The sequence below is a fragment of the Streptomyces sp. NPDC051567 genome (assembly GCF_044454165.1).
Classification (GTDB): Bacteria; Actinomycetota; Actinomycetes; order Streptomycetales; family Streptomycetaceae; genus Streptomyces.
The window spans coordinates 64,345-83,757 of the sequence record NZ_JBITDK010000013.1; the positions used below are offsets into that span (position 1 = coordinate 64,345).

Annotated in this window: 18 protein-coding genes; 7 read left to right on the forward strand and 11 right to left on the reverse strand. The window is 74.1% G+C overall.

The features are described from left to right. Window positions 1–20 precede the first annotated feature (20 nt). Both ACIA5F_RS16755 and ACIA5F_RS16760 read right to left on the reverse strand, forming a co-directional pair. Entirely contained in the window at window positions 21–821 is an 801-nt protein-coding gene (locus tag ACIA5F_RS16755) for a carbon-nitrogen hydrolase family protein (protein WP_399353710.1), read from the reverse strand. 256 nt (window positions 822–1,077) lie between these two features. Further along, the gene (locus tag ACIA5F_RS16760; RefSeq protein WP_399353506.1) at window positions 1,078–1,755 is read right to left on the reverse strand and encodes a glutathione S-transferase C-terminal domain-containing protein; all 678 of its coding nucleotides are present in this window, start codon (window positions 1,753–1,755) and stop codon (window positions 1,078–1,080) included. 397 nt (window positions 1,756–2,152) lie between these two features. Here ACIA5F_RS16760 and ACIA5F_RS16765 point away from each other — a divergent pair, with 397 nt between their 5' ends. The 3 genes from ACIA5F_RS16765 (at window position 2,153) to ACIA5F_RS16775 (ending at window position 4,475) form a co-directional block, all read left to right on the forward strand. Next, entirely contained in the window at window positions 2,153–2,899 is a 747-nt protein-coding gene (locus ACIA5F_RS16765) for a GNAT family N-acetyltransferase (RefSeq protein WP_399353508.1), read from the forward strand. A gap of 110 nt (window positions 2,900–3,009) precedes the next feature. After that, on the forward strand, window positions 3,010–3,228 hold the full coding sequence (locus ACIA5F_RS16770) for a hypothetical protein (RefSeq protein ID WP_399353509.1): 219 nt from the start codon (window positions 3,010–3,012) through the stop codon (window positions 3,226–3,228). 101 nt (window positions 3,229–3,329) lie between these two features. Next, the gene (locus ACIA5F_RS16775; protein WP_399353511.1) at window positions 3,330–4,475 is read left to right on the forward strand and encodes an LLM class flavin-dependent oxidoreductase; all 1,146 of its coding nucleotides are present in this window, start codon (window positions 3,330–3,332) and stop codon (window positions 4,473–4,475) included. Window positions 4,476–4,490: 15 nt separating this feature from the next. Here ACIA5F_RS16775 and ACIA5F_RS16780 read toward each other — a convergent pair whose 3' ends face one another. Together ACIA5F_RS16780 and ACIA5F_RS16785 are read right to left on the reverse strand one after the other, a co-directional pair. Further along, window positions 4,491–4,946 (reverse strand): Lrp/AsnC family transcriptional regulator, encoded by a 456-nt coding sequence (locus ACIA5F_RS16780; RefSeq protein ID WP_069919364.1) that lies wholly within the window; start codon window positions 4,944–4,946, stop codon window positions 4,491–4,493. 10 nt (window positions 4,947–4,956) lie between these two features. Beyond that, window positions 4,957–5,163 (reverse strand): amino acid permease C-terminal domain-containing protein, encoded by a 207-nt coding sequence (locus ACIA5F_RS16785; protein WP_399353513.1) that lies wholly within the window; start codon window positions 5,161–5,163, stop codon window positions 4,957–4,959. Window positions 5,164–5,413: 250 nt separating this feature from the next. Here ACIA5F_RS16785 and ACIA5F_RS16790 point away from each other — a divergent pair, with 250 nt between their 5' ends. From ACIA5F_RS16790 to ACIA5F_RS16805, 4 genes are all read left to right on the forward strand, one after another. Then, window positions 5,414–6,274: a LytR/AlgR family response regulator transcription factor gene (locus ACIA5F_RS16790; RefSeq protein ID WP_399353515.1), complete on the forward strand. Its 861-nt coding sequence runs from the start codon at window positions 5,414–5,416 to the stop codon at window positions 6,272–6,274. Window positions 6,275–6,485: 211 nt separating this feature from the next. Continuing rightward, window positions 6,486–6,761 (forward strand): hypothetical protein, encoded by a 276-nt coding sequence (locus ACIA5F_RS16795; RefSeq protein ID WP_399353517.1) that lies wholly within the window; start codon window positions 6,486–6,488, stop codon window positions 6,759–6,761. A 140-nt stretch (window positions 6,762–6,901) separates the two neighbouring features. Further along, on the forward strand, window positions 6,902–8,632 hold the full coding sequence (locus ACIA5F_RS16800; RefSeq protein WP_399353518.1) for a cation acetate symporter: 1,731 nt from the start codon (window positions 6,902–6,904) through the stop codon (window positions 8,630–8,632). Next, window positions 8,629–9,864: a histidine kinase gene (locus tag ACIA5F_RS16805; RefSeq protein ID WP_399353520.1), complete on the forward strand. Its 1,236-nt coding sequence runs from the start codon at window positions 8,629–8,631 to the stop codon at window positions 9,862–9,864. Before ACIA5F_RS16800 ends, ACIA5F_RS16805 begins: the two co-directional genes overlap by 4 nt. 252 nt (window positions 9,865–10,116) lie before the next feature. Here the strand turns inward: ACIA5F_RS16805 and ACIA5F_RS16810 are convergent, their stop codons facing one another. From ACIA5F_RS16810 to ACIA5F_RS16840, 7 genes are all read right to left on the reverse strand, one after another. After that, window positions 10,117–11,280: a cysteine desulfurase family protein gene (locus ACIA5F_RS16810; protein WP_399353522.1), complete on the reverse strand. Its 1,164-nt coding sequence runs from the start codon at window positions 11,278–11,280 to the stop codon at window positions 10,117–10,119. Between the two features lie 324 nt (window positions 11,281–11,604). Then, window positions 11,605–12,465: a thioesterase family protein gene (locus ACIA5F_RS16815; protein ID WP_399353524.1), complete on the reverse strand. Its 861-nt coding sequence runs from the start codon at window positions 12,463–12,465 to the stop codon at window positions 11,605–11,607. 66 nt (window positions 12,466–12,531) lie between these two features. After that, a complete protein-coding gene (locus ACIA5F_RS16820) occupies window positions 12,532–13,188 on the reverse strand; it encodes a trimeric intracellular cation channel family protein (RefSeq protein WP_399353526.1) in 657 nt (218 codons plus the stop codon). Window positions 13,189–14,160: 972 nt separating this feature from the next. Beyond that, a complete protein-coding gene (locus ACIA5F_RS16825) occupies window positions 14,161–15,264 on the reverse strand; it encodes an ABC transporter ATP-binding protein (protein WP_399353528.1) in 1,104 nt (367 codons plus the stop codon). Further along, window positions 15,261–16,421, reverse strand: a complete 1,161-nt coding sequence (locus ACIA5F_RS16830) for an ABC transporter ATP-binding protein (protein ID WP_399353530.1) — start codon at window positions 16,419–16,421, stop codon at window positions 15,261–15,263. Before ACIA5F_RS16830 ends, ACIA5F_RS16825 begins: the two co-directional genes overlap by 4 nt. Beyond that, window positions 16,418–17,416, reverse strand: coding sequence for an ABC transporter permease (locus tag ACIA5F_RS16835; RefSeq protein ID WP_399353532.1), 999 nt, complete (start codon window positions 17,414–17,416; stop codon window positions 16,418–16,420). The genes ACIA5F_RS16830 and ACIA5F_RS16835 overlap by 4 nt, the downstream gene beginning before the upstream one ends. 146 nt (window positions 17,417–17,562) lie before the next feature. Next, window positions 17,563–19,341 (reverse strand): ABC transporter substrate-binding protein, encoded by a 1,779-nt coding sequence (locus ACIA5F_RS16840; RefSeq protein WP_399353534.1) that lies wholly within the window; start codon window positions 19,339–19,341, stop codon window positions 17,563–17,565. Window positions 19,342–19,413: the final 72 nt, after the last annotated feature.

Below are 19,413 nucleotides of genomic sequence, written 5' to 3' on the forward strand. Positions count from 1 at the left end.
CGGGGCGGGGAAGGGAAGGGTCAGACCAGGGAGGCGTAGAGCCCGGGGCGGCGGTCGCGCAGGTAGGGGTTGGCCTCGCGCGAGGCGCGCAGCAGTTCGGGGTCGGCCTCGCCGAGGACCAGTTCCTCACCGCGTCCGGCCCGGGTGCGGGTGATCCCGTCGGGGCCCGCCAGGCAGCTCAGTCCGACGAACTCGAACGCGCCTTCCGGCCCGGTGCGGTTGACGTACGCGATGTACATCTGGTTCTCGAAGGCCCGTACGGGGACGAGCTGTTCGGCGACGAACTGGAACGGGTGCATCTGCGCGGTCGGCACCAGGAGGAGGTCGGTGCCGGCGAGCGCGTGCGCCCGGACGTTCTCGGGGAACTCCACGTCGTAGCAGATCATGATGCCGACGCGGAGGCCGCCGAGTTCCGCCTGGACGACGGGGAGGTCGCCGGGGGTGAAGGCGTCCTGTTCGAAGCAGCCGAAGAGGTGGGTCTTGCGGTAGTTCGCGAGCGTCCGGCCCTCGGGGCCGATGAGCTGTGCCGCGTTGAAGACGGCGTCGCCCGCGCGCTCGGGGTAGCCGTACAGGACGGCGATGCCGTGGCGGCGGGCGATCTCGCCGATGGCGCGGGCGGACATGCCGTCGGCCGGTTCGGCGAGGCGGGCGACGTCCTGGACCTCCAGCGCGTAGCCGGTCAGGAACATCTCCGAGGTCACGAGGAGACCGGCCCCGTCCCGCGCGGCGCGCGCCGCGGCCTCTTCGAGCGCCTTGAGGTTCTCGGCGGTGTCGCCGAGCCGTCCGGAACTCTGGAGGAGGGCGGTGCGCAGCGGGGGCATGGGCATACCTCTGTGGCAGGAGGGGTGGGGGTCCTCCGACGGTACGTGCACGCGTTCGACCGCGACAAGCCGTGACCGTTGCGCCGCGCGCATCGATTCGTTGCGCATTTGACGGCCTGCCCGGTGATTCGTTGCACGGACCCCGGCGGCGCCCCGGAACCACCTCCGGCGGGCGCCCTGCGGACCCCTCCCCGCTCCTCCCACTCCTTGTCCTTCTCCTTCTCCTTCTTCTCCCTGGTCGGTCCCTCTCCTCCCGCTACCGCTTCCAGCCCGCGCACAGCGCGGGGTCCCGCTCCGCGGCCCGGAAGGCCGGGTGCCCGCACAGCCCGCGTACGTACGCCCTGACCCGCGGCCCCTGGGGGAGCCGGGCGGCGGCGCCGGTCAGCGCCACCCACAGGTCCGCGTCGGCGGTGGTCAGCCGGTCGCCCAGGGCGTACGGGTGCGTGGTGAGGCGGCGCTCCAGCTCGTCCAGCGCGGCCTGTCGCCCGGCCGGCTCCGCGGCCCCGTCGGCCAGGAGGCGGACGGCCTCGGTGTGGGCCCCGGGCGCGGGCGGGCGCAGCTCGGGCCGTCCGGCGAGGCGGACGGCGAGGTCGTCGAGGATGTCGGGGGTGTGGTTGCTGACGACCCGGCCGCTCCAGGTGTCGCACAGGGCGGGCACGGTCAGGCGGCCGTCGTAGTGGTGCCCGGTGGCCTCGTAGGCCCGGCGCAGGGCGGCGGCCCCGGCCCGGCCGGACGCGGCGTCCGCGCCGAGCACGGTGGTGGTGACGGAGTCCTCCAGCCCCAGCAGGGCCAGGGCGATGGTCACCCGTAGCGAGCGGGGACATCCGGCGGACAGGTAGAGGTGGTAGCGGTGCGGTACCGGGGAGAATCCGGTGCCGATCCGGCCGCGCGGGGCGGGGGCCGGGCCGGTGCGGGGCAGGGCGATGGCGGGCATGACGCTCCAGGGGCGGGGGGCGAGCAGCGGGCGCGGGCGGGGTCCCGGTGGCCCGGCGCGGCGCCGGATCACAGCGGCGGGGCGGGGAGGCGTACCGGGAGGGGGCGGAGATCAGCCGCGCGGGCCGGAGGCGCTGCACACCCGCAGGAGGTCGATGTGCAGGCGTCGGGTCAGCCACCAGCGGCGGAGGAGCCGTGCCCCCGCACCCGCTGTCCAGGCCCTGCCCACGGCCTCGCCCTCGTCCCGTCCTCGGCGGCCCGCCTCGCGGTGGTTACCCTGTCCGCGGCGGGCACGGTCAGCCGTGACCGTTACCCCGCAGTCTCGTGGCGCCGCCCGGGACCGTCAAGACGGCGGTCGCGGCCGGATGCGCCGCGCCGAGGGAAGGAGCCCCGCCCCCATGTCCCCCGATATCCGTACCGGTCCCGGTACCGGTCCCCGTACCGGCGCCCGCTCCGTCGGCGAGAGCCTGGACAACCCGGTCTGGGCGGCGCTGACCGGCCCGCACCGCGGCTTCGCCGAGACCGGACCGGCGGGCCTCGCCGCCCGCTACCAGGGGGGCACGACCCCCTTCGCCGCGCTCCGCGACCCCGGCGATCCGCTGGCCTGGGCGGATCTGGCCGCGCTGGCCGGTCCCGGGGAGGTGGTCTGGGTGACCGGGCTGCCGGTCCCGCCCGAGGGGTGGCGGACCGAGGTGTCGATACCGGGCGTGCAGCTCGACGGCCGGGCCGTACGGGCCGAGGCCGCGCCCGGGGCGGTCCGGCTGGGGCCCGCCGACGTGCCCCAGATGCTGGAGCTGGTCGACCTGGCCAAGCCGGGCCCCTTCATGGACCGGACCGTCGAGCTGGGCACCTACCTCGGGATACGGCACGAGGGCCGGCTGGTCGCGATGGCCGGTGAACGGATGCGGCCGACGGGCTGGGCGGAGATCAGCGCGGTGTGCACGCACCCGGACCACCGGGGCAGGGGACTGGCCGGGCAGCTGATCCGCGCGGTCGCCGCCGAGTCCCGCGCGCGGGGTGACCACCCGTTCCTGCACGCGGCGGCGGAGAACACCGGCGCCGTCCGGCTGTACGAGGCGATGGGGTTCACCCTGCGGCGCCGTCCGTTCTTCCTGGGGCTTCGCACTCCCGACAAGAAGGCGTAACACCCGGACAAGAAACCTTCAAGAAGCCTTCAAGAAGGCTTAACACCAGGGCCGTTGTCCGCCCCCGGAGCCTCACGTACCGTCCTGGTCAGGCAGGACGCGGCAGCCCGGTGCGCGGACCGTACGACGGGCTGTACGAGGGGCTGTACGACGGACCGCGCGCGGCCGGGGCCGTGCGGGGAGGGGCGGAGGTGGCGATGAGCGTGCCGTCGCGGGAACGCCGCGTCCGCGGGCCCGTCCCGGTCCTCGCCCCGGGCCCGGCGGTCCGGCTGTACTCCCGGGTCCCCATCGACCTCCAGCGGGTCCGCGCCGCGCCCTGTCGTCCCTGACCCGCGCCCCCGGCTCCGTACCGCCCCACCCGTGACCGTCCCGGCCCGCCGCTCCCCCGCCGACGACGGCCGCGGCCCCTGACAGCAAGGAGCACCTGGCCATGCCCGGCATCCCGCTCGGAGTCCTGGACCTCATACCGGTCCCGTCCGGCTCGACCGCCTCCGACGCCCTGCGCAACACCGTCGACCTCGCCCGGCAGACCGAGCGGTTCGGCTACACCCGGTACTGGTTCGCCGAGCACCACCTGAACCCGGGGGTCGCCGGGAGCTCGCCCGCCGTCGTGCTGGCGCTGACGGCCTCCGCGACCTCCACGATCCGGATCGGCTCCGGCGCCGTCCAGCTCGGGCACCGCACCGCGCTCTCCACCGTCGAGGAGTTCGGCCTGATCGACGCGTTGCACCCCGGCCGGCTGGACCTGGGGCTGGGCCGGTCGGCGGGCCGCCCGCAGACTCCCTCCGGCGGGCCCGTGGCACCCGTCACCCCGGTGGTGGACGGGCGGACCCCGAACGGGCTGCGGATTCCGCCGAAGTTCTCGTTCGCGCACCTGGTGGACCATCCGCGCGTCGCGCTCCAGCAGCGGCTGCTGAACCTGCCGGGGGCCCGCCCGCAGGACTACGCCGAGCAGGTGGCGGACGTCCTGGCCCTGCTGCGCGGGGAGTACCGCTCGGCGGAGGGGGTCCCGGCGCACGCCGTTCCCGGCGAGGGGGCCGACGTACAGGTGTGGGTCCTGGGCAGCAGCGGCGGCCAGAGCGCGGAGACGGCCGGGCGGGGCGGGCTGCGGTTCGCGGCGAACTACCACGTCAGCCCGGGGAGCGTGCTGGAGGCGGCCGAGGGGTACCGGGCGGCGTTCAAGCCCTCCGCCGGACTGGACCGGCCGTACCTGACGGTGTCGGCCGACGTCGTCGTGGCCGAGGACGACGCGAGCGCCCGTGAGCTGGCCGCCGGGTACGCGCCCTGGGTGCACAGCATCCGCACGGCCGAGGGCGCGATCCCCTTCCCGACCCCGGCGGGGGCGCGGGCGCTGACCGGCTCCTGGACCGCCGCGGACCACGCCCTGGTCGCGGACCGGGTGGAGACGCAGTTCGTGGGGTCACCGACGACCGTCGCCGACCACCTGGAGCGGCTCCAGGCGGCCACGGGGGCGGACGAGCTGCTGATCACGACGATCACGCACGCGCACGCCGACCGGGTCCGCTCCTACCGGCTGCTGGCCCGCGAGTGGGCCCGCCGCCAGGGCGCCGCGTAGGCCCGGCCGTACGGGTTACGCCGGGGCGCCCGAGGTGAAGCGGCGCAGCAGGGGCGAGAGGACCAGCACCGACTTGGTGCGCTCCACGAACCGTTCGCCCGCGATGCGCTCCAGGACGCGTTCGAAGTGGCGCATGTCGGAGGCGAAGATCTGGACGAGGGCGTCCGCGTCACCGGTGACGGTCGACGCGGACACCACCTCGGGGTACCGCTCCAGCCCGCGCCGGATGTCGTCCGGCGAGGTGTTGTGGCGGCAGTAGATCTCGATGAAGCCCTCGGTCTCCCAGCCCATGGCGGCGGGGTCGACGCGGACGGTGAAGCCGGTGATGGCGCCTTCGGCCCGCAGCCGGTCCACGCGCCGCTTGACGGCGGGGGCGGAGAGCCCGACCTCGGAGCCGATGTCCGCGTAGGAGCGGCGGGCGTCCTCGGCGAGGGCGTGCACGATGCGTTCGTCGAGATCGTTCAGTCGCACTGCGGGTGGATCACTTCTCTGCGGTGGCCGGTCGGGAGCGGCGGATGCCGTACAGGAAGTAGACCACGAGGCCCGCGGCCGTCCAGCCACCGAAGACCACCCACGTGGCGGCCGGGAGGCCGGACATCATGGAGGCGCAGGCCGCGAAACCGAGCAGCGGGGTGATCGGGAAGAGCCTGACCGTGTTGATCCGGGCGCTCTCCTCGGCCCCGCGCATCAAGCCGCCCGCGGAGCCGCCCGCGGAGCCGCTTCCCGCAGGCCGTTCCGGCCCGGGGAATCCGGGTGTGCCTAGTGCTGTGACCGGAAAGGTTTGCCGGTAGGCCCGCGGCGTCCGGTGCGGTGGATCGCAAGGCGGAGGGCCACGGCTTGTACTGGACGTACTTGCGTGGTCCGACAACGCGGCGAGGCGCCGTGCCGGGCGTCGAGGGCCGGTGAACCTTTCCGGTCACAGCACTAGACTCGGCCGCATGCTGCGCGTACTCGCCGTCGACGACGAGGAACCGCTCCTGGAGGAGCTGCTCTTCCTGCTCCGCTCCGATCCCCGGGTGCGCAGCGCCGAGGGTGCCTCGGACGCCACCGGGGCGCTGCGCCGGATCACCCGGGCGCTGGAGGCCGGGCCGGACGGCGCCGAGGGCATCGACGTGGTCTTCCTCGACATCCACATGGCCGGGCTGACCGGACTGGACATCGCCCGGCTGCTGACCGGCTTCGCCCGGCCGCCGCTGATCGTCTTCGTCACCGCCCACGAGGGCTTCGCCGTCCAGGCGTTCGACCTCAAGGCCGTGGACTACGTCCTCAAGCCCGTGCGTCCGGAGCGGCTGGCCGAGGCCGTCCGGCGGGCCCGCGCCCAGCTCGGCCGGGACGGGGAACCACCGGCCGTCGGCGGGGTCCCCCCGGCCGCACACGCCCCGAACCCGAACCCGTATCCCTACCCGCCCCTGGCCGGGCCCGCGTCCGCCCGGCCGGGGCCCGGGGCGGGCGGCGCCGACCGCGCGCCGGAGCAGATCGCCGTCGAGCTGGGCGGGGTCACCCGGTTCGTGGCGATCGCCGACATCACCTACGTCGAGGCCCAGGGCGACTACGCCCGGCTGCACACCACCGAGGGCAGCCACCTCGTGCGCATCCCGCTCTCCACCCTGGAGGAGCGCTGGGCGGCGCGCGGGTTCGTCCGCATCCACCGCCGCCACCTGGTGGCACTGGGCCGGATCGACGAACTGCGGCTGGACGCGGGCACCACCACGGTCCGGGTCGGCGCCGCCGAGCTCCAGGTGAGCCGCAGGCACGCGCGGGAGCTGCGCGACCTCCTGGTGCGCAGGGCGGCCGGCTGAACCCCGGACGGCCGGACGGCACCCCCGGCCCTGCACCCCGGGCATACGCATCGTCCCGCGTGCGACCGTCGGGCGTGCGGGAGAGCCGTTCGTCGCGCCGGGAGGGGCGTACGGCGATCCGCCGCTGCCGTCCGGCCGCACCGGTCCCGTACCCGGCCGCCCCGCCCACCGCCCCCGCGTACCGTGGATCTTCCGTCGCGGGAGGAGCGAGATGTCCGAGATCCAGGCGCTCCTCGACGCGCTGACCGGGCTGCCGCGCACCCGGCCGGCCGGACCCGCCGAGGCCGAGGCCCTGCTGGCCCGGCTGCGCAGCGCCGCCGCCCGCTGGGCCGAGGTGCTGTACGAGGCCGGCGAGGGCGCCCGCGCGCAGTTGCCGCCCCGCGCGGAGGCGGCGCTGACGCTGGCGTTCCGGCGCGCGGAGGAGTCGTACGTGGAGCTGGAGATCGCCCTGCGCGACTGCGCGGAGGGCGACCGCCCGGCCCGCTGAGACCGGCGCGCCCGTACCGGGGGCGGGGCCGGGAGGCCGGACCGCGGGGGCCCGGGGCATCGTGCCGGATCATGCCTGTCGCCCGGTCCGGGGCCGTGCGTAGACTCCGGCTCACCCTCCCCAGCCGAAGGAACCGACCGGTGAACCAGACGTACGCGCTGACCGCGGTCGCCGTCGTCGTGCTGGTCACGGTGCTGGTGGGGGCGCTGGGCCTGCGCTTGTCCCGGACCACCTCCGACTTCTACGTCGCCTCGCGCACGGTGGGACCCCGCCTGAACGCGGCGGCCATCAGCGGCGAGTACCTCTCCGCCGCCTCCTTCCTCGGGGTGGCGGGGCTGGTGCTGCTCCAGGGGCCCGAGATGCTCTGGTACCCGGTGGGCTACACCGCCGGATACCTGGTGCTGCTGGTGCTGGTGGCGGCCCCGCTGCGGCGCTCGGGCGCCTACACGCTGCCGGACTTCGCCGAAGCCCGGCTCCGGTCGCGGGCGGTGCGCCGGATCACGGTGCTCTTCGTGGTCGGGGTCGGCTGGCTGTACCTGCTGCCCCAGCTCCAGGGCGCCGGGCTGACCCTGGAGATCGTGACCGGGGCCCCGCACTGGGTGGGCGGGGTGGTCGTCGCCTTCGTGGTGAGCGCGGCCGTGGCGGCCGGCGGGATGCGCAGCATCACCTTCGTCCAGGCGTTCCAGTACTGGATCAAGCTCACCGCGCTGCTGGTGCCCGCCCTCTTCCTGGCCGCCGCCTGGATGGGGGACGGCGCGCCGCGCGCCACCTTCGACGCCCCGGCCGTCTTCCGTGAGCACACCTCCGTCACCCTCGCCGAGGACGTCCGGCTGACCCTGGACGCACCGCTCGCGCTGACCGTGACCGGGCAGGTGGACGGGCGGACGTACACGGCCGCCCCGCTGACCCTCGCCGCCGGGCAGCACTCCGTACGGGCCCGCGCACGGCTGGAGTTCGCCCCGCACACCCCCGTCCCGCGGACCGGGGCGGAGGCGGGCATCGGGGTGTCGCGCTGGTCCGAGCCGCTCTCCGGGGACCGCCGGGAGCACCAGCTGTACGCGACGTACGGGCTGATCCTGGCCACCTTCCTCGGCACCATGGGCCTGCCGCACGTCGCGGTGCGGTTCTACACCAGCCCCGACGGCCCGGCCGCGCGGCGCACCATCCTGGTCGTGCTCGCGCTGGTCGGCGTCTTCTACCTGCTGCCGCCCCTGTACGGGGCGCTGGGCCGGATCTACGCCCCCGAACTCGCCCTGACCGGTACCGCGGACGCCGCCGTGCTGGTGCTGCCGGACCGGATGCTGGGCGGGGTCCTGGGCGAGCTGCTGGGCGCGCTGCTGGCCGGCGGGGCCTTCGCGGCGTTCCTGTCGACGGCCTCGGGGCTGACGATGGCGGTGGCCGGGGTGCTGCACCAGGACGTGCTGCCCGCGCGCGGGATGCGCAGCTTCCGGGTCGCGGTGGTGGTGGCGGTCCTGGTGCCGCTGGCCGGGAGCGTGGCCGCCCGTGACGTGCCGGTGGCGGACGCGGTGGGCCTGGCCTTCGCCGTGTCGGCCTCGTCGTTCTGCCCGCTGCTGGTCCTGGGCATCTGGTGGCGGGGGCTGACGCCACCGGGCGCGGTGGCCGGGCTGGTCGCCGGTGGCGGGGCGGCCCTGAGCGCCGTCCTGACGACCCGGGCGGGGCTGGCCCCGGCGGGCTGGGCGCACACGCTGCTGGCCTGGCCGGCCGTCTGGTCGGTGCCGCTGGGCTTCCTGACGATGGTGCTGGTGTCGCTGGCCACCCGGGCCCGGATACCGGGCGGGACGGCGGCCGTCCTGGCCCGGCTGCACCTGCCGGAGACCGTGGCCGTGGGCCGGGCCGAAGGGGTGCGGTGAGCACCCCGCTGCTGGCGGCGCTGGCCGTGGCGGGCGCGTTCCTGCTGCTGGGCGCGGGCTGGACGGCGGGCCGGCTCCACGCCCGCCGGGGCGGCCCGGGGACCGGCGTGGACCTGGGGACCCCGGTGGAGCGGGCCACCTTCCACACCCTGCACACGGCTTCGCTGGCGGCTCCCCCGCTGCGCGCCGGGCTCACCGAGGACGCGGCCCGCAAGGCGGCCAAGCGGCTGCGGTCGCTGCTGGGCACGGAGGCACTGTGCCTGACGGACCGGGAGTCGGTGCTGGCCTGGGACGGTCCGGGCGCCGACCACCACGAGCGGCGGGCGATGGCGCGGGTGGCGGTGATGCTGGAATCGGGCCGGAGCCAGAGCCTGCGGACCGAGTGCCAGCGGCCGGACTGTCCGCTGAAGTGGGCGGTGGTGGCGCCGCTCACGGGTGAGGACGGGATGCTGGGGGCGCTGGTGGCCTACGGGTCGCGGGAGTCGGCGGTGCTGGTGCGGGCGGCGACGGAGGTCGCCCGGTGGGTCTCCGTCCAGCTGGAGCTGTCGGAGCTGGACCGGTCGCGGACCCGGCTGATGGAGGCGGAGATCAAGGCGCTGCGGGCGCAGATCTCCCCGCACTTCATCTTCAACTCGCTCGCCGCGATCGCCTCGTTCGTGCGGACCGATCCCGAGCGGGCCCGGGAACTGCTCCTGGAGTTCGCGGACTTCACCCGGTACTCCTTCCGCCGGCACGGCGAGTTCACCACCCTCGCCGACGAGCTGCGCTCCATCGAGCAGTACCTGGCGCTGGCCGGGGCCCGGTTCGGGGACCGGCTGAAGGTGACCCTGAGGGTGGCGCCCGAGGTGCTGCCGCTGGCGCTGCCGTTCCTGTGTCTGCAACCGCTCGTGGAGAACGCCGTCAAGCACGGGCTGGAGGACTCCACCGAGGAGTGCCGGATCACCATCGCCGCCCGGGACGCGGGCTCCGAGGCGGTGATCACGATCGAGGACAACGGCGTCGGGATGGACCCGGCCCTGCTGCGCCGCATCCTGGCCGGGGAGCGCGTCGGCTCCTCCTCGGGCATCGGGCTGCCCAATGTCGACGAGCGCATCCGGCAGGTGTACGGGGACGCGTACGGGCCGGTGATCGAGACGGGCGTGGGCGCGGGCATGAAGGTCACCGTGCGGATACCCAAGTACCGGGCCGGTGTGCACAGCCCCGGCCCGGGGGACCGCCGCCCCCGGCCCTGACCGCCCACGGCGGCCGGCGGCCGGCGGCGGGGCCACGGGAGGACCACGAGGAGCCGCGGCTGCGGCTGCTGCGGGTCCTGGAACCCACTGGTGCCGCGTCGGGCGACGTTCGCCCGTCGAGGAACGGCGCCCGGTGCGTGGTCCCGGCATGTCGGCCGGAAGTCCTCGTACGGGACGTACCTGGGCTTTCGGCCGGTACGGCGGGAGTGCGTGCCGGGCGTCGCGACGGGGCGAACGTTGCCCGACGCGGCACTAGCTGAGGCCGGCCGTGCGGGCGCGTTCCACCGCCGGGCCGATGGCCGCGGCCACGGCGGCGACGTCGTCCTTGGTGGAGGTGTGGCCGAGGGAGAACCGCAGGGTGCCGCGGGCGAGCTGCGGGTCGGTGCCGGTGGCCAGCAGGACGTGGCTCGGCTGGGCCACGCCCGCGGTGCAGGCGGAACCGGTGGAGCACTCGATGCCCTGGGCGTCGAGCAGGAGGAGCAGGGAGTCGCCCTCGCAGCCGGGGAAGCTGAAGTGGGCGTTGGCGGGGAGCCGGTCCTCGGGGTCCCCGCCGAGGACGGCGTCGGGCACGGCGGCGAGGACGGCGGCGACGAGGTCGTCCCGGAGGGCGCCGATCTCGGCGGCGAACCGCTCACGCCGCTCGGCGGCGAGGACGGCGGCCACCGCGAAGGCGGCGACGGCCGGGACGTCGAGGGTGCCGGAGCGGACGTGCCGCTCCTGGCCGCCGCCGTGCAGGACGGGTACGGGGTTCTGGTCGCGGCCCAGGAGCAGGGCGCCGATGCCGTAGGGGCCGCCGACCTTGTGGCCGCTGACGGCCATGGCGGCGAGTCCGCTGTCGCCGAAACCGACGTCGAGCTGGCCGACCGCCTGGACGGCGTCGGAGTGGAACGGGATGCCGTGCTCGCGGGCGGTCGCGGCCAGTTCACGGACCGGCATGACGGTGCCGATCTCGTTGTTGGCCCACATGACGGTGGCCAGGGCCACGTCGCCGGGGTCGCGCTCGACGGCCTCCCGGAACTCTTCCGGGCTCACCCGCCCGTAGCGGTCCACGGGCAGGTACTCGACCCGCGCGCCCTCGTGCTCGGCGAGCCAGTGGACGGCGTCGAGGACGGCGTGGTGTTCCACGGGGCTGGCCAGGATCCGGGTCCGGGCGGGATCGGCGTCGCGGCGGGCCCAGTAGAGGCCCTTGACGGCGAGGTTGTCGGCCTCGGTGCCACCCGCGGTGAAGACCACCTCGCTCGGGCGGGCGCCGAGTGCCGCGGCGAGAGCCTCGCGGGCCTCCTCGACCGTACGGCGGGCCCGGCGGCCGGCGGCGTGCAGGGAGGACGCGTTACCCGTGGCGGCGAACTGCGCGGTCATCGCCGCGGCGGCCTCCGGGAGCATCGGAGTGGTGGCGGCGTGGTCGAGGTAGGCCATGATCCCCCGATTCTACGAGCCCCCGGGCGGGCCGGACCCCCCGCGGTGCCCCGGGGCCCGGCCGGAGCACCGGAACCGGCCGGACCGCTGTGGCCCCCGCGGTCCCGTCGGCCCCACGGGGCCGGGTACGGGAACGGGCCGGGACCGGGTCGCGGCGCAGGCCGGGGGTCCGGCGGCCCGCGCCGGGCGGGGGTCCCGGGACCCGGTCCGGGATCACGGTCCCGGACCGGAACCAGGCCGGATCGCGGCGCGCACCGGGAGCGCCGCGGCCCCGGCCGGGCGGGGTGCGGCGGGTGTCAGGCGGCGGGTGTCAGGAGCTGGGCGTCAGGCGGTGGGGCGGGGGGCGCGGGCGAGCTGCCGGGACTGGGCCACGAGGTGGTCCGCCGTGTCCCAGACCTCGGCGTCCTCCTCCAGGAAGCCGCCGGCCAGGTTGCGGGTGGTGACGGCGACCCGCAGCGGGCCCGGGGCCGGGCGGCGGCGGACGTGGGTGGTCAGCTCCACCGTCGGGGTCCAGCCCATCAGGCCGAGGTCGAAGGAGGTCGGGGGCAGCGCGTCCACGACCAGGAGCAGGGAGAGGGGGTCGGCGTCCCGCCCGTCGGCCAGCTCGAACCAGGCCCGCATCTCGCCCTTCCCGGACGGGGCGCCGACGGCCCACCCGGCCGTGGCCGGGTCCAGCCGAAGCCTCAGGCGGTCCACGATCGCGGAGCTGCCGGGGATCGGGGCGGGGCCGGACTCGGGGCCGAGGCAGTCCTCGTGGGCGGGCATGCGGGGCGGCCGGGCGGTGGTGCGGACCTCGTCCGGGAGCGCGCCGAGGTCGCCGTAGGAGGCGAGGACGCGGATGCGCTCGATCTCGGCGCCGTCCTCGTCGTACTGGAAGAGCGACGCCTGGCCGGTGGAGAGGGTACGGCCGGCGCGGACGACCTGCGTACGGATCACGGCGGGGCCGGGCACGGAGGAGGTGAGGTAGTGCGCGGAGACGGTGAAGGGGTCCGGGTGCGGCAGCGCCGCCGACAGGGCCCGGCCGATCAGGGCCAGCAGGTATCCGCCGTTGACGGCGGTGATGATCGTCCAGCCGGCGGAGAGCTCCGCGTCGTACACCCCGGGCTCGCCCGCGCGCGGGGAGACGGTGGTGTCGCGGTCGAACTCGCTGTCGCCGATGGATGCCTGGGCCGCTGTGTGTGACATGGGACGACGCTACACCGGCACTTTACTGAGCGGTAGCTTTTGTTTCCCGGTCACGGCCCTACCGCCCTACGGCTCTTCGGCCACCGCGGAGCGGCGGTTCCAGGCCAGGGGTGCGCGCAGGTGGTAGCGCATGGCGAGGAGCCGCAGGACGAAGGTGGTGACGATGGCGAGGCCGGTGGTGAGGGCGTTGAGGACGTCGAAGCCGATGAAGACGGCGACCATCGAGGCGCCGACCATGGCGGGCACGGCGTACATCTCGCGGTCGCGCAGCAGCGAGGGCACCTCGTTGACGAGGACGTCGCGCAGGACGCCGCCGCCGACGGCCGTGGCCAGGCCCAGCGCGGCGGAGGCGGTGAGGCCGAGGCCGTACTCGTACGCCTTCGTCGTGCCCGTCACGCTGAACAGCGCGAGACCGGCCGCGTCGAAGACGTTGATGGCGCGGTTGATCCGCTGCACCTCGGGGTGGAGGAAGAAGACGATCGCGGCGGCGATCAGCGGGGTGACGAAGAAGCTGAGCTCGCCGAAGGCGGCCGGCGGGACGGCTCCGATGACCAGGTCGCGGAAGAGGCCGCCGCCGAGGGCGGTGACCAGGGCGAGGACGGCGATGCCGAAGACGTCGAAGTTCTTGCGTACGGCGAGCAGGGCGCCCGCGGTGGCGAAGACGAAGATGCCCGCGAGGTCCAGGGCGTGCTGGACTCCGGGCGGGAAGAGATCGTGGAGCACCGCCCCATTGTGCCGGTCGCCCGGCGGCGGGCCCCACCCACCGGGCCGCCCCCTGCCCCCGGACCCCGGCGACGGCCGAACCCCGCCGGGGCGCGCCGGGCCGGACCACCGGCCCGGCACGGCACGGGGCAAGGCCGGGCCGCGCGACCAGCCCACCCCACCCCCGGCTGCGCCGGGACCCGCACCTGGGCGGGTGGGTTCGACCGGCCTGGGCCGGGGCGGGAAGCCCGGCGGGCCGGAAGACCCAACGGGCCCGGCCCGGCGGCCAGGGCCGGACCCACCACCCGGCACGCCCCGGCCGGGCACGGCTCCGCCCCGGACAGCCGGGCCGTCCGGGGCGGATGGATCTGGGGCGGGCGGCCCCGGCACAGACGTGCGGGAAACCCGGCGCCCCAGGGCCGGTCGGACCGGAGCCGGTCCGGAAGACAGCGGCGACAGCCGGGCCCGGCCCAGCCTGGACCGCCCGGCCCGGCAGCCCGGCGAGCCCGGGGCCCGGCCCACGCAGGACAGGGGCTCCGACGACGACCGGGCCGAGCCTGAGCAGGGCGGGGAGGGGAGGGGAGGGGAGGGGAGGGGAGGGGAGGGGAGGGGAGGGGCAGACCGGCGAGGCACCGGCCGAGGCCGGGCCGAACGGCCCAGGCCAGGCAGCCCCGGCCCTGCGGGCCCGGGGTACTACGGCCGGGACACCGGCCCACGCGGGGCCGGGGCGGGAAGCCCAGCGGGCCCGGCCCCGCGGGCCGGAAAGCCCCGGCGACCCGGGGCCCGCACCTGGGCGGTGGGCCCGGCCCCGCGGGCCGGAAGGCGGCGGCGGTAGCGGCGGCGGTAGCGGTAGCGGTAGCAGCCGAGAACCGGCCCCGGCCCCACCCCACCGGCCCCGGCCGCCCCACCGGGGGCCCCGCCTCTCCCGGCAGGCCGCCCCGCCGGAGCCACGGCCGGTGGGCCGGGCCCCCTCCCGGCGGGCCGCTCCGGCTGCTACTCCGGGAGAGCGGTCACCGCGTTCGCCGCGCCGGGGAGGGGCGGGTCGTTCGGGGACTGGTCGGGGGCGTTCTCCGGGTGGTGGCAGGCGACCTGGTGGCCCGGTTTCAGGGACAGGAGCGGCGGCTCCTGGACCGTGCAGACCTGCGTCGCCTTCCAGCACCGCGTGTGGAAGCGGCACCCGCTCGGCGGGGAGATCGGCGAGGGCACGTCGCCCTTGAGCAGGATGCGCCCGCTCTTCGCACCGCGCCGGCGCGGGTCCGGCACGGGCACGGCCGACATCAGCGCGGTGGTGTACGGGTGCATCGGCGCCCCGTACAGCGACTTCCGGTCGGCCAGCTCGACGATCTTGCCGAGGTACATCACCGCGATGCGGTCCGACACGTGCCGGATGACCGACAGGTCGTGCGCGATGATCACGTACGTGAGGCCGAGCTCCTGCTGGAGGTCGTCCAGCAGGTTGACCACCTGGGCCTGGATGGAGACGTCCAGCGCCGACACCGGCTCGTCCGCGATCACCAGCTTCGGCTTGAGCGCCAGCGCCCGCGCGATGCCGATGCGCTGGCGCTGGCCGCCCGAGAACTCGTGCGGGTAGCGGTTGTAGTGCTCGGGGTTGAGGCCGACCAGCGACAGCAGCCGCTGGACCTCCGCCTTGAGCCCGCCCTCCGGGGTGACCTTCTGGAGCTTGAACGGGGCGCTCACGATGGTGCCCACCGTGTGCCTGGGGTTCAGCGAGCCGTACGGGTCCTGGAAGATCATCTGCACGTCGCGGCGGAGCGGGCGCATGCCCGCCACACCCAGGTGCGTGATGTCCTTGCCCTCGAACTCGATCGTCCCACTGCTCGGTTCGAGCAGCCGGGTGATCAGCCGGCCCATGGTGGACTTGCCGCAGCCGGACTCGCCGACGATGCCGAGGGTCTCACCGCGCCGGACGTCGAAGTCGATGCCGTCGACGGCCTTGACCGCGCCGGCCCGGCGCCGCAGCAGCCCCTTGTGGATCGGGAAGTGCTTGGTCAGGCCGGTGACCTTGAGCAGCGGCTCCGGCGAGGAGGTGGCCTGGCCGGGCAGGGCGGCCGTATCCGTCTTGTGCGTGTCGCTCACAGCTTCGGCGCAATCTCTTCGGTCCAGATCCGGGTCCGCTCCTCCTGCGACATGTGGCAGGCGGACCAGTGGCGGCTGCCGCCGGTCCCCGTGCCGTGCGCCTCCGCGCCGTGTGCCTCCGCGCCGTCCGCCTCCGTGAGTTCGGGCCGCACCGTGCGGGTCACGTTGTCCTTGGGCACGTCGGCGTACGGGCAGCGCGGGTGGAAGGCGCAGCCGCTGGGGATGTTGATGAGGCTGGGCGGGGAGCCCTTGACCGGGATGAGGCGCTCGGTCTGGTCGCGGTCGATGCGGGGCATCGAGCCCAGCAGGCCCCAGGTGTAGGGGTGGCGGGGCTCGTAGAAGACCTTCTCGGCGGTGCCCCGCTCCACGCACCGGCCGCCGTACATCACGAGGAGTTCGTCGGCCATCTCGGCGACCACGCCGAGGTCGTGCGTGATCATGATGACGGCGGAGCCGAACTCCTTCTGCAGGTCCCGGATCAGGTCGAGGATCTGGGCCTGGACGGTGACGTCCAGCGCGGTCGTCGGCTCGTCCGCGATGAGCAGTTCGGGGTTGTTGACCAGCGCCATCGCGATCATCGCGCGCTGGCGCATGCCGCCGGAGAACTCGTGCGGGTAGCTGTCGAAGCGCTTGTGCGGCTCGGGGATGCCGACCCGGTCGAGGAGTTCGACGGCCCGCTTGCGGGCGGCCTTCTTGTCGGCCTTGTTGTGGACCCGGTACGCCTCGGAGATCTGCTTGCCGACGGTGAAGTAGGGGTGCATCGCGGAGAGCGGGTCCTGGAAGATCATCGCGATCTCCCGGCCGCGCAGCTTGCGCACCTCGTCCTCGTCCGCGGTGAGCAGTTCCCTTCCGGCCAGCCAGATCTCGCCGGAGATCCGGGCCTTGCGGCGGCCGTACTGGCCGACCCGGTGCAGGCCCATGATGCCGAGCGAGGTGACCGACTTTCCGGAGCCGGACTCGCCCACGATGCCGAGGGTCTTGCCCTTCTCCAGGGTGAAGCTGAGCCCGTCGACCGACTTGACCAGGCCGTCCTCGGTCGGGAAGTGCACCTTGAGGTCACGGACCTCCAGGAAGGCGGTGGCGGGGACCTTCCCGCCGGCGGGCTGGTTCAGGGCGCCCGCCGGGCCGGCTCCGCCGGACTTGGTCAGGTCGGTCATGACAGCCTCACTCGGGGGTCGATCACCGCGTACAGGAGGTCCACGACGAGGTTCGCCGCGACGACGAAGAAGGCGGCGATCAAGGTGATGCCCAGGATGACCGGCAGGTCGTGGTCACTGATCGCGCGCACCGCGTTGTAGCCGAGGCCGTGCAGCGAGAAGGTGTACTCGGTGAGCACCGCGCCGCCCATCAGGGCGCCGAGGTCCAGACCGAGGACGGTCAGGATCGGCGTCATGGTCGAGCGCATGGCGTGCTTGCCGATGACGACGGGTTCCGTCAGCCCCTTGGCGCGCGCGGTGCGGATGTAGTCCTCGCTGAGGACTTCGAGCATCGTCGCGCGGGTGAGGCGGGCGTACATCGCCGCGTAGAGGAAGGCGAGCGAGACCCACGGCAGGATCATGCCGTTGAACCACTTGCCCGGATCGTCGGCGAAGGAGGCCTCGGGGCGCCCGAACCAGCCGAGCTGGTCCGAGAAGAGGGCGATGAAGAGCATGCCCGTGAAGTAGATCGGCAGGGAGACGCCGGCGAGGGCGATGCCCATCGCCGAACGGTCCAGGGCCGTACCGCGCTTGAGTGCGGAGATGACGCCGGTGGCGACACCGCCGATCACCCAGAGCACGACGGCGCCCGCCGCGAGCGAGAGGGTGACCGGGAGCCAGTCCAGCAGCAGCGGCCACACCTCCTGCTCGGTCTTGAAGGAGTAGCCGAAGCAGGGCGCGGCGCATTGCGTGACGTCGGAGCCGTTGGCGTACGTACGACCCGCCACCAGCCCGACGACGAACTTGCCGAACTGGACGAGGACCGGGTCGTCGAGACCCATCTTCTGCCGGATGCCCTCGATGGCGGCGGGGTCGGACTGCTTCCCGACGAAGTAGAGCGCCGGGTCCGCCCCGATCATCTTGGGGAAGAGGAAGAAGATTCCGAAGGTCACCAGCGAGATGACCAACAGCATGACGATGACGGCGAAGACCCGTCGGATGAGATATGCAAGCACTGCGCTCGGCCTGGCCGCGGCCCGGGGGCGCCCCCTTCTGGAGCGCGCCCCCGGACCGAAACCGCGGCCATCACCTGCCCTTCGTGCCTAGCGGGTGTGGCACTGGAACACTGGAACGGAGAAAGAGGACCGGGTGGGACGGGTGGCTACTTGACGACGCCGAGCGAGGCGTAGTCGTACCGGCCGTTGTAGGCGTCGGAGGTGTAGGCGTTCGTCAGCCGGTCGCTGCGCCAGGTGATCGTCTTGTCGAAGACGAAGGGCAGGTAGACCGCGGACTCGGAGACCTTCTGGTTCATCTGCTTGTAGATGTCGCCGGCCTTGGCCGGGTCGGTCTCCGCGATGGCGTCGTCGAAGAGCTTGTTGATCGCCGGGTCGTTCAGCTCGGAGAAGTTGTTGTTACCGCTCTGGAGGATGAAGCGGCCGTCGACCAGCGGCTGGGAGAAGCCCTGTCCGGTCGGGAAGTCGGCGCCCCAGCCCATGATGATGATGCCGTAGCCCTTCTCCTTGACGACCTTCGGCGACCCTATGATGCCGGAGGTCTGGGCTCCGTCGAACTGGTCGACCTGGGCCTCGATGCCGACCTGCTGCAGGGCGTTCTGCAGGGAGACCGCCGTGGCGACCTCGACGGGCTTGTTGTTGCGGACCGCGATGGTGGTCTTGAAGCCGCCGGGCTTGCCACAGGCCGCCAGGTGCTCCTTGGCCTTCGCGATGTTCGCCTTGCCGTCGTCCTTCAGCGCGCCGTACGGGTCGTAGGCGCCGTCGGCGCCCTTGATGCCCAGCGGGAGCATGTTGGGGGCGATGTCGCCACCGGCCTGCGGGCCGCCGCGGGCGGTCTGGAGGGACTTCTTGTCGGCCGCGTAGATGACGGCCTTGCGGCAGTCGACGTTGTCGAACGGGGCGACCGTCTGCGGGAAGACCGCGTACCGGATGAAGCCGGTCTGGCCGTTGTCCAGGTTGCCCTTGTGGTCGCGCAGCGCGGTGGCGCGGGCCGCCTGGCCGATGCCGGTCGCGTTGATGTCGAGGTCGAACTCGCCGTTCATCAGGCGCTTGTCCATGTCGTCCGCGTTCGCCATGAACGTGACCGAGATGGAGTCCGGGAGCGCCTTGCGGATGGTGTCCGACTCGGGCTTGTACTTCTCGTTGCGCGAGAGCTTCATGCCCTTGTTGGGCTCGTACGAGTCGATCTTGTACGGGCCGTTGGAGAAGGGCTTGAGGCCGTACTTGGCCGCGGTGTCCTTGTCCTGCTTGACCGGGCTCGCGGCCGGCATGGCCAGCATCTGCTCGAAGTCGCCGTTGGGCTTGGGCAGCTTGAAGACGATGGTCTTCGCGTCCGGGGTCTCGATCGCCTTGAGGCCGAGCTTGTCCGGGGCGGTGTCCTTGTAGGGGCCGGGGTACTCGCTCTTCGGGTCGAGGACCTGCATCAGGTAGACCGGCCCGCCGGAGATGACGTCCTGGGCCCAGGTGCGCTCGATGCCGTACTTGACCTCCTGGGCGGTGACGGGGGTGCCGTCCTCCCAGGTCACGTTGTCCTTCAGGGTGTACTTGTACGTGGTGCCGCCGTCGCTGATCTCGGCCTTGGCGGTGGCCAGGTCGGGGACCAGCTCGGTGCTCTGCTCACCGGGGGCCGCCTTGAAGCTGACCAGCTGGCGCGCGTAGTAGCGGGAGAAGTCCCACATGAAGCCGTAGTAACCGCGCTGCGGGTCCCACGAGTCGGCGTCCTGGGTACCGACGAACTTGAGCTCGCCGCCCTTCTTGTCCGACGCGTTGGCGATCTTGCCGATGCCGGCGTTGAAGCCCGCCGCGGCGCCGGCCTTGTCGACCGGCTTCTCGGCGCCGCCGCCACAGGCGGTCGCCGTCAGCATGGCCGCGAGCACGACGGCGGTGCCGGCGGCGAGCCTGCGCTTCGACATGCGATGGGTAGTCACGATGCTCGCAACCCTCCGTTGTAGGTCCGTTGTAGGTCCGATGTGGTCCGGCTCCCGGAGCCGGGCGACCGG